We start from the raw sequence: 13,611 nt of genomic DNA, 5'->3' as shown, positions 1-13,611 counted from the left end.
CTTCAGGCTGCAGCCTTGGCCGATTCCTTCAACAGCTGAGCAACACGCTCAGATGGTTGTGCACCAACGCTCAGCCAGTAGGCTACGCGCTCTTGGTTCACGGACAGGCGGACTTCTTGACCACGAGCGATCGGGTTGAAGAAGCCAACTTGTTCCTTGTGCGAACCGTCGCGTGGGTTGCGGCTGTCGGTCACGGTCAAGTGGTAAAACGGGCGCTTTTTGGAGCCGCCAAGGGCAAGACGGATTGTTAGCATGTGAACATCGTTCCTGTAGTCGGTGCTGCAAATCTAAATGCACAGCGGGCATGGGTGCCCGAAAGGCCGCATATTCTAAGGAATATCCGGACTTTTGCAAATGACTTTTTCCGGCGCCTATCGGCTGCCACTCAGATTTGCTATAGGGCCGTTGGCAACAACGGCGGGTCAGCTCCCGCCAAACGCGGGTTTGCTGGAGGTCCCGCGTCCCCGCGGGAAACGCCGGCATGGCTGCCGGCGTGGATTCTTCAGATCTTCGGCATGCCGCCGCCGGGCAGCATTCCGCCCATGCCGCGCATCATTTTCGCCATTCCGCCCTTGGCGGAGAATTTCTTCATCATCTTCTGCATCTGCTTGTGCTGCTTGATCAAGCGACCGATGTCCTGCACCTGGGTGCCGGAACCCATGGCGATCCGACGCTTGCGCGAACCGCTGATCAGCTCAGGGTCGCGGCGCTCGGCCGGGGTCATGGAGTTGATGATGGCTTCCATCTGCTTGAACTGCTTCTCGGCCGCGCCCTGGGCATTGCCCATCTGCGCCAGGTTCACCCCGCCGATGTTCGGCAGCTTGTCCATCAGGCCGCCGAGGCCGCCCATGTTCTTCATCTGTTGCAACTGGTCGCGGAAGTCTTCGAGGTCGAAGCCTTTGCCTTTCTTCAGCTTCTTCGCCAGCTTGTCGGCTTTTTCCTTGTCGAGGGTCTGTTCGGCCTGCTCGATCAGGCTGAGCACGTCGCCCATGCCGAGGATGCGCGAAGCGATACGCTCCGGGTGGAAAGGCTCGAGCGCTTCGGTCTTCTCGCCCATGCCGATGAACTTGATCGGCTTGCCGGTAATCGCACGCACCGACAGCGCGGCACCGCCGCGGGCATCGCCGTCGACCTTGGTCAGGACCACGCCGGTGAGCGGCAACGCATCGCCAAAGGCCTTGGCCGTGTTGGCGGCGTCCTGGCCGGTCATGGCGTCGACCACGAACAGGGTTTCCACCGGCTTGACCGCCGCGTGCAGCGCCTGGATCTCTTGCATCATGTCGGCGTCGATGTGCAGACGACCGGCGGTATCGACGATGACCACGTCGATGAACTTGAGCTTGGCTTCTTTAATAGCCGCTTCGGCGATCGCCACCGGCTTCTGGCTCAGGTCGGACGGGAAGAATGTCACGCCGATGTCATTGGCCAGGGTTTCGAGCTGCTTGATCGCCGCCGGACGATAAACGTCGGCGGAGACCACCATCACGCTCTTTTTCTTGCGCTCTTTAAGGAAGCGCGCGAGCTTGCCGGCGGTGGTGGTCTTACCGGCGCCCTGCAAACCGGCCATCAGTACGACGGCCGGCGGCACGGCGCTCAGGTTCAGGTCTTCGTTGGCCGCGCCCATCAGGCTTTCGAGTTCGGCCTGGACGATCTTCACGAACGCCTGGCCCGGGGTCAGGCTGCGCGATACCTCGGTACCGACGGCACGTTCCTTCACCGAGTTGACGAAGTCCTTGACCACCGGCAGGGCGACGTCGGCTTCGAGCAACGCCATACGCACTTCGCGCAGGGTGTCTTTGATATTGTCCTCGGTCAGCTTGGCCTTGCCGGTGACATGGCGCAGCGTCTGCGAGAGACGGTCGGTTAGGTTTTCAAACATGCGCGATCCTTTCAGGCCCTAAGTAGACCGAGGTAATGGCGGCTCGGAGCCTTTATATAAAGAGGCGCTCCGTGGGCAGGTCGCGGATTATAGCGAAGACTGCGCGCGACGCACAGCCGCCGTCGGCTCGCACGGTCTTTCGTGTGGTGGCGGTTCTATGCCAAACTCAACGACTTTCGGGCTTGCCTAACAGGATTTATGCTCCCCTTGTCACCCAGCTTGCTAACCACTCTCGCCGCCGCCTGTTTATATGCCGCTGCGACCTTCTATCAAGGCTCTCGCCTGGCCCAAGCCGCCAAGACGAACAAGCGCCTGCTGGTTTCGCTCGGCATCCTCGCCCTGCTCGCCCATGCCGCCAGCCTCGTGACTCACCTGATGACGCCGGTGGGCCTGGGCCTGGACTTCTTCAGCGCAGCCAGCCTGATCGCCGCCGCGGTGATCGCCCTGACCCTGCTGGCCTGCTCGCGCATTCCGGTGGAGAACCTGCTGGTACTGCTGTTTCCGCTGGGCGCGCTGACCGTGCTGCTGGCGCAGTTCGTGCCCACCGGCACGGTGCCGGTGATCGACGAAGAGCCCGGCATCCTCGCCCATATCCTGCTGTCGATCCTCGCCTACGGCATGTTCACCATTGCCGTGTTCCAGGCCCTGCTGCTGCTGGTGCAGGACCACCAGCTCAAGCACAAGCACCCGTCCGGGCTGATCAAGAACTTCCCGCCGCTGCAAACCATGGAAAGCCTGCTGTTCGGCTTCCTCTGGGCCGGCTGGACCCTGCTGTCGCTGTCGCTGATCTCCGGCTGGCTGTTCGTCGAGAACCTGTTCGCCCAGCACCTGGTGCACAAGACCCTGCTGGCCTGCCTGGCCTGGGTGGTGTTCAGCGTGCTGCTGTGGGGCCGCAACCGCCTCGGCTGGCGCGGGCACAAGGCGATTCGCTGGACCCTGGCCGGCTTCTGCCTGCTGATGCTGGCGTACTTCGGCAGCAAGCTGGTCCGTGAATACATCCTGCATATCTGACGAGCGGCGATAATGGACAACCTGCCCGTCGAGCCGATGCTCGTGGTCCTGGCCCTGCTGGTACTGTGGTCGGGGCTGTTCACCGCCATCGAAACCGCCCAGCAACACCTGCTGACCCTGCGCACCGCCTCGCGCTCCGGCGACAAGCCTGTGGCACGCCTGAGCTTCCCGCGTAACAGCCTGATCCTCTGCAACACCCTGTGCCGGGTATTGGCAGTCATCATCACCACCTTGCTGGCGCTCGCGCAGTGGGCGCAAAACGGTCCCTGGCTGGCCTGCCTGATTGCCACCAGCGTGTTGCTGGTGCTGGCCGACTACCTGCCACGCACCCTCGCCACGCGTTATCCGGACGCCATTCTCAGCCTGGGCAATACCCTGCTGGGGGTTCCGCTGAAGATCATCTACCCCGCGGCCTGGCTGCTCGACGCCGTCAGCCAGTTGCTACTGCGCCCCTTCAGCCGCAAGGCCGGCGCGGTCAAGCAGAGCGAGGACGAGCTGGTCGACGACCCGGACGACGTCGAGGAACATAACCACTGCCGCCCGCACCCGGTGTCGGGCATCCACGCCCTGGACAACATCACCGTCAACGACATCCTGGTGCCGCGCAGCGAAGTCGACGGGATCAACCTGGACGACCCTATCGGCGAGATCATCGAGCAACTGCGCCTGTCCAAGCGCACGCGCCTGCCGGTGTTCCACAGCGACATCAACCAGGTCGAGGCGGTGCTCAACACGCGCCAGATCCGCCACCTGCTGCCGGACGCCAGCCTGACCCAGGAAGCGCTCCTCGCGGCCTGCCACGAGCCCTACTTCGTACCGGAAAGCACCCCACTGCAGCTGCAACTGCTGAACTTCCACAAGCAGCAGCGCCGCCTGGGCATGGTGGTGGACGAGTACGGCGAAGTGCTGGGTATCGTCACCCTGGAAGACATCCTCGAAGAAATCGTCGGCGAATTCGAAAGCGAACACAGCCTCGACAACCCGCATATCCACCCCCAGGCCGACGGGCGCTATGTGATCGAAGGCGCTGCCTCGATTCGCGAGCTGAACAAGAGCCTGGGCTGGCACCTGCCCAGCGACGGCCCGAAAACCCTCAACGGCCTGGTCACCGAAGCGCTGGAGACCATTCCCGACAGCGCGGTGTGCCTGAAAATCGGCCGTTATCGCCTGGAGATCCTCGAAACCGAGGACAACCGCGTCAGCCGTGTGCTGATCTGGCACACCAAGCCGGTCACCGCCCCAGCGCTGTAACCTGTAGCCGCTTGCTGAGGCAGGGTTTGCGAGCGCTTCGCGCTCGTACGCCGCCTCGCGGGCTCGGCAGCGGCCACACGACCACAAGCCTCACGTCATGCTTGTTGAATCGTTAGGGGCCTTCCTATAATCGATTCGCTTACCCAAGCCCCGCAGGACCCGCGTGCTACCCGCACCCAGCGGCTTTTGCCCCGCTCCACCCGCTCTGTCCGGCGCCCGCTCCCACCCCGAGCCGCGCCCGCACCAAACCCACATCCCTGGGTGCTCGACCATAATAATTTGCTCCCATGGAGCACATGACTGTCAGGGATAACCGCATGACGACCAGCACCACCTACAGCGCCTCCGCGCCTGCCCAGCCGACCAACTCCGCCAGCCGCGTGGCCACCGCCAGCTTTATCGGCACCGCCATCGAGTTCTACGACTTCTATGTGTACGCCACCGCCGCGGCACTGGTGATCGGCCCGGTGTTCTTCCCCCAGACCTCCGGCACCGCCCAGATGCTCTCGGCCTTCCTGACCTTCGGCATCGCCTTCCTCGCCCGCCCCCTGGGCTCGGCGCTGTTCGGCCATTTCGGTGACCGTATCGGGCGTAAATCGACCCTGGTGGCCTCGTTGCTGCTGATGGGCGTGTGCACCACGCTGATCGGCGTGCTGCCCGGTTACGACAGCATCGGTGCCTGGGCGCCGATCCTCCTGTGCCTGCTGCGCTTCGGCCAGGGCCTGGGGCTGGGCGGCGAATGGGGCGGGGCCGCGCTGCTGGCTACCGAAAACGCGCCGCAAGGCAAACGCGCCTGGTTCGGCATGTTCCCGCAACTGGGCCCATCGATCGGTTTTCTGGCGGCCAACGGCCTGTTCCTGACCCTGGCCCTGAGCCTGAGCGACGAGCAGTTCCGTTCCTGGGGCTGGCGCATTCCGTTCCTGCTCAGCGCCGCGCTGGTGTTGGTCGGCCTGTATGTGCGCCTGAAGCTGCACGAAACCCCAGTGTTCGCCAATGCCGTCGCCCGCCAGGAGCGGGTCAAGATGCCGCTGGTCGAGCTGTTCAGCCAGTATTGGCAGCCGGTGCTGCTAGGCGCCACGGCGATGGTGGTGTGTTATGCGCTGTTTTACATCTCGACGGTGTTCTCCCTGAGCTACGGCGTCGCAACCCTCGGCTACAGCCGCGAAACCTTCCTCGGCCTGCTGTGCTTCGCCGTGCTGTTCATGGCCGCGGCCACGCCGCTGTCGGCCTGGGCCAGCGACCGCTACGGGCGCAAGCCGGTGCTGCTGGTCGGCGGCGTGCTGGCGATTCTCTCCGGTTTCACCATGGAGCCGCTGCTGACCCAGGGCTCGACCTGGGGCGTAGCGCTGTTCCTGTGCATCGAGCTGTTTCTGATGGGGGTGACTTTCGCCCCGATGGGCGCCCTGCTGCCGGAGTTGTTTCCGACCCACGTGCGTTACACCGGCGCGTCGGCGGCCTACAACCTGGGCGGTATCGTCGGCGCTTCGGCGGCACCGTTCTTCGCCCAGAAACTGGTGGCGATGGGTGGATTGAGCTGGGTTGGCGGGTATGTGTCGGCGGCAGCGGTGCTCAGCCTGATCGCTGTGCTGTGCCTGAAGGAAACGCGCAATAACGACCTGAACCAGGTCGTTTGAAAGGTGGCTTCGCGAGCAAGCTCGCTCCTACAGGTTCGGTATACCCCTTGTAGAAGCGAGCTTGCTCGCGATGCTTTTTTTACAGCTCGACAACCACCGCCTGGGAAGCGCGGGTCGCCTTGGCCCGGGCGGCCTCGATCGATTCGTCCCGCGCCAGGGCCACGCCCATGCGGCGCTGGCCGTTGACTTCAGGCTTGCCGAACAGGCGCAGGGCGGTATCCGGCTCGCTCAGGGCCGCGCCCAGGTTGGCGAAGGCGGTCTGGGTCGACTGGCCTTCCACCAGGATCACCGCCGAGGCCGATGGGCCGAACTGACGGATCAATGGGATCGGCAAGCCGAGAATCGCCCGCGCATGCAGGGCGAACTGCGACAGGTCCTGGGAAATCAGGGTCACCAGGCCAGTGTCGTGCGGGCGCGGCGACACTTCGCTGAACCACACCTGATCGCCCTTGACGAACAGTTCGACGCCGAACAGGCCGCGACCGCCCAAGGCTTCGGTGACCGCCTTGGCCACGCGCTCGGATTCGGCCAGGGCTTTCGGGCTCATGGCCTGCGGCTGCCAGGATTCCTGGTAATCGCCCTTCTCCTGACGATGGCCGACCGGCGCGCAGAAGGTGGTACCGCCCACATGACGCACGGTCAGCAGGGTGATTTCGTAGTCGAAATCGATGAACCCCTCGATGATCACCCGGCCCTTGCCGGCACGCCCGCCCTCCTGGGCGTAATCCCAGGCCTTTTGCACGTCGTCGACGCTGCGTAGCAGGCTCTGGCCTTTGCCCGAGGAACTCATCACCGGCTTGACCACGCACGGGAAACCCAGGTCCTCGACGGCTTTGCGGTAGTCCTCGAAGGTGTCGGCAAAGTGGTACGGCGAGGTCGGCAGGTCCAGCTCTTCGGCCGCCAGGCGACGGATGCCCTCGCGGTTCATGGTCAACTGCGCGGCGCGAGCGGTGGGGATCACGGTGAAACCTTCGGACTCCAGCTCCACCAGGGTGGCGGTGGCGATGGCTTCGATTTCCGGCACGATGAAGTGCGGCTTCTCGGCTTCGATCACCGCACGCAGGGCGGCGCCGTCGAGCATGTTGATCACATGGCTGCGATGGGCGACCTGCATGGCCGGCGCATTGGCGTAGCGATCCACGGCGATCACTTCGACGCCCAGGCGTTGCAGCTCGATCACCACTTCCTTGCCCAACTCACCACAGCCACACAGCAAGACGCGGGTCGCGGTTGGCGACAATGGAGTTCCGATACGGGTCATCTGAAGGTCCTCAAAAGGAGCGGATCGTCGAGGGCCGCGCAACAGGCGGACGGCCCATGGGGAAGAAAGCGCGGCATTTTACATGAACCGCGCCCGTTGGCCTCAGCTCGCGCACGCCGCCTTGCGCAAACGCCAGGCCATGGCCAGCCAGACCACCGTCACGCCGGCGAACTTGGAGCCCAGCGCCGTGAGGATCACGCCTGGGGTCAGGGCATCGATCAGGCCAAAAAAGATAAAGGTGTCCAGGGGAATGCTCAGTGCCGAACTTATCCACAGGCGGTCGTGCAGCGGGCGTTTGGTGATACTGAACACCAGCCAGTCGATGCACTCGGACACCGCGAACGCCGTGGCGCTGGCCAGGGCGATGGCAGGGTCGGAGGTCACGTAGGACAGCACCAGCGCCACCAGCATGGCGATGATCGCGCCGTGGCCGAAACGGGTCTGCACCATGTCGCGCAGGACGAACACCAACCCGCCCCAGGCCGACCAGATGATGTCCAGGTGCGGAGCGGTGGAAAAGGCGTAGTTGATCAGCACGACACTGCCGATGTAGGCAATCAGGAAGAGCATGGGGCGAAAGTACCTGTCAGTAAGGCGCACAGGGTACTTCAGGTGGGTGCGTCGGACCAGATATCGCTATCGCGAGCAAGCTCGCTCCTACAGGGATTGCGCCGAACCTGCAGGAGCAGCCGGTCGACGCTCGATGGCTCGCGATAAACCTCAATGACCGGACTGGGTACCGATCATCCACAACACCCCGCTGGCCTTGGCCCGCTCATGACACAACGCCAGCACCGCGCGGCGCTCGGCGTTGTCCATGCGGCTCCAGCGGGTGATCTCGTCGACCGTGCGCTGGCAGCCGGTGCAGATGTCGTCATCGTCCAGCGCGCAAATGCTCACGCAGGGCGAACGCACGGGCTTTTCGGGTTCGGTCATTATTCTTGCTCGGCCAGGTCGCGGGCATAGCGCTGGGAGTTGTGCACATAGTGCGCGGCGCTGGCCTCGAGCATTTTCTTCTGTTGCTCGGTCAATTCGCGCACCACCTTGCCCGGCGAGCCCATCACCAGCGAACCGTCGGGAATTTCCTTACCTTCGCCGATCAGCGAGTTGGCGCCAATGATGCAGTTCTTGCCGATCTTCGCGCCGTTGAGAATCACCGCGTTGATGCCGATCAGGCTGTAGTCGCCGACGGTGCAGCCATGCAGCATGGCGTTGTGGCCGATGGTCACGCCGGTGCCGATGGTCAGCGGAAAGCCCATGTCGGTGTGCATCACCGTGCCGTCCTGCACGTTGCTGTTGCGGCCGATCAGGATCAGCTCGTTGTCACCGCGCAGCACCGCGTTGAACCAGACGTTGGCACCCTCTTCCAGCTTGACCTTGCCCACCAGCGTGGCATTGGGGGCGACCCAGCTTTGCGGGTGGGTTTCGACGCGGGCATCGCCCAAGCGGTATTTCATGTGTTTATCCTCAGGGCCAGGCAGGCTCACAGACACAGCAGGGTTCACGCCATACGAAGCGATGGCTCAGATATTGATAAAGCTCTTCGGCGGTTGGTGCAGGCTGATCTTGGCGTCATACAGCAGATTGATCAGCTCGACGATCATGATCGCCGTCAGGCCCCAGATCTTGTACTCGCCGAAGCGGTAGCTCGGCACGTACCAACTGCGGCCCTGATAGTCGATGCGGTGGGTGTGTTCACGCGGGTCCTGGCGGAAAAACTCCAGCGGCACGCTGAATACCGCGGCGATCTCGGCATCGTTGGCCAGGTATTCGACATAGTCGGGAATCACCCCGACATAGGGCGTGACCTTGATCCCATGCAGGGAAATCAGCGGGCTCAAGGGGCCGATCACCTCCACCAGGCCCGGCGGCAGGCCGATTTCCTCTTCAGCCTCGCGTAAGGCAGTAAAAATCAGGTCGGGGTCTTCGGGGTCGCGACGCCCGCCGGGAAAAGCCACTTCGCCGCCGTGGGTGGACAAGCCGCTGGCTCGCAGGGTCAGCACCAGCTCGGGCTCGTCACTGCGGGTGATGGGCACCAGTACCGCAGCCTCGGGGAAACGGCGGTCCGTCTCCAGCGTTCGCGGCGTGTGGTTGCTTACCCGGTGCAGTAGCTCGTCCAGCATGAGTGTTCTCGGTCTGTGGCTACCCTGCATCATGCACCAAACCAACTGACCGCCCAACCCCCGAAACCGCGCCATGTCGCGTAACGACAACTTGCCGACAAAGCCCCGTGCACGCCAAGATAGGCGCAGCCTTTTCGGATACCCAGCATGAAATTCTGCAGCCAGTGCGGTCACCCGGTCACCCAGCGCATTCCCGAAGGCGATTCGCGCCTGCGTTTTGTCTGCGACCACTGCCAGACCATCCATTACCAGAACCCGAACATCGTCGCCGGCTGCCTGCCCACCTGGGGCACCCAGGTGCTGCTGTGCCGGCGTGCCATCGAGCCACGCCGCGGTTACTGGACGCTGCCGGCCGGTTTCATGGAGAACGGCGAAACCGTCGAACAGGCGGCCATTCGCGAGACCTTCGAGGAAGCCTGCGCCCGTGTGCGCAACCTGAGCCTCTATACCCTGATCGACGTCCCGCACATCAGCCAGGTGCATATGTTCTTCCGCGCCGAGCTGGCGGACCAGGATTTCGCCGCCGGCGCCGAGAGCCTGGAAGTGCGGCTTTTCGAGGAAGCCGACATCCCTTGGTCCGAGCTGGCTTTCCGCACGGTCGGGCGTACCTTAGAATGCTTCTTCGCTGACCGGCGGAACGAGGAATACCCTGTGCGCTCCGAGTCCATTCCGCCCCTGGCTCAGCCTGCCATCACTTAACCCCATAAAACGTCCGCGACCTCTTAGGGATATCGTTTCAATGCGCTGGTTGCTTGCCCTCTTCTGCTTTTCGGTCGTCGCCGTATCCCAAGCCTCCACGGTGGAAACCCTGGACGGCAAGGTCATCGAAAAAGTCCTGGTCCTCAAGTCGGCCCATCAGCTGCAACTGATCAACGACGGCAAACCCCTCAAGACCTACCGCATTTCCCTGGGCAAGCAGCCCCGGGGCGCCAAGCTCATGGAAGGCGACAAACGCACGCCGGAAGGCTTCTACTGGCTGGACTGGCGCAAGACCAGCGACCGCTTCAACCTGGCCATGCACATCTCCTACCCGAATATCAGCGACGCCGCGCGCTCGCGCCGCGAAGGCGTGGAACCCGGCGGCATGATCATGATCCACGGCACTCCGGACAGCGAAGACTACCCGGAGCAGTACTTCCATACCCTGGACTGGACCGACGGCTGCATCGCCATGCGCAACGTCGATATGCGCGAAGTCTGGGGCCTGGTCCCGGACGGCACGATGATCGAAATCCGCCCCTGATTCCCCGTAGAAAAACCGCTCCACCCTCCCCGTTACAAAAAAAGTTGCAGGTCACTCCGGCTTCGGCAGGTGAATACCAATTCGCCGCCGAAGCGTCGCCGCACCAGTAATTTTCTCGCCGCCCACCAGACCGCTCTAATACCACTTCTTCCCTTACCCCTCATAAACGCCAAAAAACCGCCCTATTTAGCTTGCCAAGCCTGAAATACCGAGATTGACATGGTATTTAAGTGGTATTAGTTTTTGCCTCATTACCGGGCAAAAACACTCCAATAACGCATCGGAAACCAACAGATGAACGCCATCCTGGCCCTGCGCCCCGACGACACCCAGCCGACCCCGCTGTACCTGCAACTGGCGCGCAACCTCGAAGCCGCGATCCATGCCGGCCAGTGGAAAGCCGAACAGGCCCTGCCCTCGGAACGCAACTTGAGCGAGATGCTGAACATCTCCCGGGTGACCGCGCGCAAAGCCCTGGAAGTACTGTTCGAGCAAGGCCTGATCCGTCGCAGCCAAGGCTCCGGCACCTTCATCACCCCACGCCTGGAACAACCGCTATCGCGCTTGTCCGGCTTCAGCGAAATGCTTCGCCTCAAGGGCTTCGTGCCCGGCTCCCAGTGGCTGGAGCGGGAAATCACCACGCCGACCCACGAAGAACTGATCCGCCTGGGCCTGTCGCCGAACGACAAGGTCGCGCGCCTCAAGCGCCTGCGCAAAGCCGACGACACCGTGATGGCGATCGAGATGAGCACCCTGCCGGCCTCGATCATTGCCCAGCCGAATGCGGTGGGCGACTCGCTCTACGAATACCTCGACGGCATCGGCCGCCCGGTGGTCCGCGCCCTGCAGCACATCCAGGCGATCAACGCCAGCGACGAGTTCGCCGCCCTGGTGGGCATCGCCCCCGGTACCGCGATGCTGCTGATGACCCGCGTCGGCTATCTGGAGGACAACACCCCGATCGAAGTCACCGACACCTATTGCCGCAACGATTACTACGACTTCGTGGCCGAGCTACGCCGTTAAGCCCGATCGCTGAATCCGGTCGCTGAGCCAGGCCGCCGATTCGCCAAGAACAAGCCCCAGAGAGCACCCCATGTCCGAACACAACATCCTCACCGCGCAAGGCTGGATCCGCGGCCGCCTGCACCACCGGGACGGCAAGGTCACAGGCATCGAAGGCAGCCCTTGCGACCCGGCTGGCAACGACCTGCCCTACCTGCTGCCAGGTTTCATCGACCTGCATGTACACGGCGGTGGCGGCAAGGACATCATGGAAGGCGCCCCGGCGTTCGAGACCATTACCCGCACCCACGTGCGCTTCGGTACCACCTCGCTGCTGGCCACCACCATGACTGCGCCGACCGAGGACATTACCCGGGTCCTGGCGGACATCGGCGAATACTGCGAACAGCGCCCCAGCGGCAGCGCCCGGGTGCTCGGCGTGCACCTGGAAGGCCCGTACATCAACCCGGGCAAGCTCGGCGCCCAGCCCAATTTCGCCCACACCGCGCTGATGGCCGAAGTCGAGGCGTACCTGCGCCTGGCGCCCATCCGGGTGATCACCATCGCCCCGGAGATCGCCGGCCATGACGCCCTGATCCGTGCCCTCAGCGCCCGCGGCGTCCGCATGCAGATCGGCCATACCCTGGGCAGCTACGAAGAAGGCGTGGCCGCGCTCGACGCCGGCGCCACCAGCTTCACCCACCTGTACAACGCCATGAGCCCGCTGCATCACCGCGAGCCAGGCATCGTCGGCGCGGCCCTGGCCCACGCCCAGTACGCCGAACTGATCCCCGACCTGCTGCATGTGCACCCCGGCGCCATGCGCGTGGCCCTGCGCTCGATCCCGTGCCTGTACTGCGTCACCGACTCCACCGCGGCCGCCGGCATGCCCGACGGCGAATACAAGCTGGGCAGCCACACCGTGACCAAATGCCTGGGCGGCGTGCGCCTGCCCGACGGCACCCTGGCCGGCAGCACCCTGACCATGGACCAGGCGCTGCGCAACCTGGTGAAGATCGGCCTGCCCCTGGCCGAAGCCTCGCAGCGCCTGTCGCAGTTTCCCGCCGACTACCTCGGCCTCACCGAACGCGGGCGCTTGCAGGTCGGCAGCTGGGCCGACTGCGTGTGCCTGGATCGCTCACTCACACTGACCGCCGTCATGGTCGAAGGAGAAGACATTGACTTCAAAAATGCTTGAAGAGGCGCTGTCCTCTGCCGCGGTCGTCGAAGGCCAGTTATCGCAACTGGACCCGCAACTGCTCGAAGTCGCCGGGCGCCTCAACCGCCAGCCACCGCAAGTGGTCATGACCGTCGCCCGCGGCAGCTCCGACCATGCCGCCAGCTACTTCGCCTACCTGACCATGCAGCAACTGGGGATTCCGGTCGCGTCGCTGCCGATGTCGGTGGTGACCATGCAGCAGGCGCCGCTGCGGGTCAGCGGCCAGGCAGTGTTCGCCTTCTCCCAGTCCGGGCAGAGCCCCGACCTGGTCAACAGCGTGCGCCTGCTGCGCAAGCGCGGCGCCCTGAGCGTGGCCATGGTCAACGCGCTGGACACTCCACTGGAAGCCGCCAGCGAATTCTGCCTGCCGCTGCATGCCGGCGCCGAACGCAGCGTGGCGGCAACCAAGAGCTTTATCGCCACCCTCAGCGCCAGCGCCCGCCTGATCGCCCACTGGAAACAGGACGCACCGTTGCTGGACGCCTGCCTCGCCCTGCCCCAGGGACTGCGCGAGGCGGCCCGCCAGGACTGGAGCCTGGCCGTCGAGGCCCTGCGCGATTGCCAGCGCCTGATGGTGATCGGCCGTGGCGCCGGCTTCGCCATCGCCCAGGAAGCGGCGCTGAAGCTCAAGGAAACCTCGGCGATCCAGGCCGAAGCCTTCAGTAGCGCGGAAGTTCGCCACGGCCCGATGGCGCTGATCGGCGACAACTATCCACTGCTGGTGTTCGCGCCTCGCGGCGCCGAACAGGGTGGCCTGCTGAGCCTGGCCGCGGACATGCGCCAACGCGGCGCCCGGGTGTTGCTGGCCGCGCCGGACGACATCGCCGAACGCGACCTGACCCTGAGCCGAGCCGAACATCCGGCGCTCGACCCGATCCTGGCGATCCAGAGCTTCTACCGCATGGCCGCCAGCCTTGCCGAAGCTCGGGGCATGGACCCGGACCAGCCGCGCCACCTGAGCAAAGTGACCCGCACCCACTGAGCC

Annotated in this window: 15 protein-coding genes; 8 read left to right on the top strand and 7 right to left on the bottom strand. The window is 64.1% G+C overall.

Translation table 11 applies throughout. From position 1 onward, the window contains the following. Positions 1-2: 2 nt before the first annotated feature. On the bottom strand, positions 3-254 hold the full coding sequence (gene rpsP, locus BTN82_RS04905) for a 30S ribosomal protein S16 (RefSeq protein ID WP_007927680.1): 252 nt from the start codon (positions 252-254) through the stop codon (positions 3-5). A 248-nt stretch (positions 255-502) separates the two neighbouring features. Continuing rightward, the gene (ffh, locus tag BTN82_RS04900; RefSeq protein ID WP_075118033.1) at positions 503-1,879 is read right to left on the bottom strand and encodes a signal recognition particle protein; all 1,377 of its coding nucleotides are present in this window, start codon (positions 1,877-1,879) and stop codon (positions 503-505) included. Between the two features lie 198 nt (positions 1,880-2,077). Here ffh and BTN82_RS04895 point away from each other — a divergent pair, with 198 nt between their 5' ends. The 3 genes from BTN82_RS04895 to BTN82_RS04885 all read left to right on the top strand — a co-directional run bounded on the left by BTN82_RS04895 (position 2,078) and on the right by BTN82_RS04885 (position 5,775). After that, a complete protein-coding gene (locus tag BTN82_RS04895; protein ID WP_075118032.1) occupies positions 2,078-2,890 on the top strand; it encodes an inner membrane protein YpjD in 813 nt (270 codons plus the stop codon). A gap of 12 nt (positions 2,891-2,902) precedes the next feature. After that, positions 2,903-4,141, top strand: coding sequence for a transporter associated domain-containing protein (locus BTN82_RS04890; RefSeq protein WP_075118031.1), 1,239 nt, complete (start codon positions 2,903-2,905; stop codon positions 4,139-4,141). Between the two features lie 317 nt (positions 4,142-4,458). Continuing rightward, positions 4,459-5,775, top strand: coding sequence for an MFS transporter (locus BTN82_RS04885; RefSeq protein WP_075118030.1), 1,317 nt, complete (start codon positions 4,459-4,461; stop codon positions 5,773-5,775). A gap of 79 nt (positions 5,776-5,854) precedes the next feature. Here the strand turns inward: BTN82_RS04885 and purT are convergent, their stop codons facing one another. From purT to BTN82_RS04860, 5 genes are all read right to left on the bottom strand, one after another. Beyond that, on the bottom strand, positions 5,855-7,036 hold the full coding sequence (purT, locus tag BTN82_RS04880) for a formate-dependent phosphoribosylglycinamide formyltransferase (protein ID WP_075118029.1): 1,182 nt from the start codon (positions 7,034-7,036) through the stop codon (positions 5,855-5,857). A 102-nt stretch (positions 7,037-7,138) separates the two neighbouring features. Beyond that, a complete protein-coding gene (locus BTN82_RS04875; RefSeq protein WP_075118028.1) occupies positions 7,139-7,606 on the bottom strand; it encodes a VUT family protein in 468 nt (155 codons plus the stop codon). A 150-nt stretch (positions 7,607-7,756) separates the two neighbouring features. After that, positions 7,757-7,972, bottom strand: coding sequence for a DUF1289 domain-containing protein (locus BTN82_RS04870; RefSeq protein ID WP_075118027.1), 216 nt, complete (start codon positions 7,970-7,972; stop codon positions 7,757-7,759). Next, the gene (locus BTN82_RS04865) at positions 7,972-8,493 is read right to left on the bottom strand and encodes a gamma carbonic anhydrase family protein (RefSeq protein WP_075118026.1); all 522 of its coding nucleotides are present in this window, start codon (positions 8,491-8,493) and stop codon (positions 7,972-7,974) included. Before BTN82_RS04865 ends, BTN82_RS04870 begins: the two co-directional genes overlap by 1 nt. A 66-nt stretch (positions 8,494-8,559) precedes the next feature. Continuing rightward, the gene (locus BTN82_RS04860; protein ID WP_075118025.1) at positions 8,560-9,159 is read right to left on the bottom strand and encodes a CoA pyrophosphatase; all 600 of its coding nucleotides are present in this window, start codon (positions 9,157-9,159) and stop codon (positions 8,560-8,562) included. A gap of 147 nt (positions 9,160-9,306) precedes the next feature. Between BTN82_RS04860 and BTN82_RS04855 the strand changes: the two genes are divergently transcribed. From BTN82_RS04855 to BTN82_RS04835, 5 genes are all read left to right on the top strand, one after another. Continuing rightward, the gene (locus tag BTN82_RS04855) at positions 9,307-9,858 is read left to right on the top strand and encodes an NUDIX hydrolase (RefSeq protein WP_075118024.1); all 552 of its coding nucleotides are present in this window, start codon (positions 9,307-9,309) and stop codon (positions 9,856-9,858) included. A 40-nt stretch (positions 9,859-9,898) separates the two neighbouring features. Next, positions 9,899-10,402, top strand: a complete 504-nt coding sequence (locus tag BTN82_RS04850) for a murein L,D-transpeptidase family protein (RefSeq protein ID WP_075118023.1) — start codon at positions 9,899-9,901, stop codon at positions 10,400-10,402. A 294-nt stretch (positions 10,403-10,696) separates the two neighbouring features. Then, the gene (locus tag BTN82_RS04845) at positions 10,697-11,428 is read left to right on the top strand and encodes a GntR family transcriptional regulator (protein ID WP_075118022.1); all 732 of its coding nucleotides are present in this window, start codon (positions 10,697-10,699) and stop codon (positions 11,426-11,428) included. Between the two features lie 70 nt (positions 11,429-11,498). Further along, positions 11,499-12,605, top strand: coding sequence for an N-acetylglucosamine-6-phosphate deacetylase (nagA, locus tag BTN82_RS04840; RefSeq protein WP_075118021.1), 1,107 nt, complete (start codon positions 11,499-11,501; stop codon positions 12,603-12,605). Beyond that, the gene (locus tag BTN82_RS04835; RefSeq protein WP_148169457.1) at positions 12,586-13,608 is read left to right on the top strand and encodes an SIS domain-containing protein; all 1,023 of its coding nucleotides are present in this window, start codon (positions 12,586-12,588) and stop codon (positions 13,606-13,608) included. The genes nagA and BTN82_RS04835 overlap by 20 nt, the downstream gene beginning before the upstream one ends. Positions 13,609-13,611 lie beyond the last annotated feature (3 nt).

The organism is Pseudomonas chlororaphis (genome assembly GCF_001921865.1).
In the GTDB taxonomy this organism is placed as follows: Bacteria; Pseudomonadota; Gammaproteobacteria; order Pseudomonadales; family Pseudomonadaceae; genus Aquipseudomonas; species Aquipseudomonas chlororaphis_D.
This window is presented reverse-complemented; position numbering and strand designations above follow the sequence as displayed.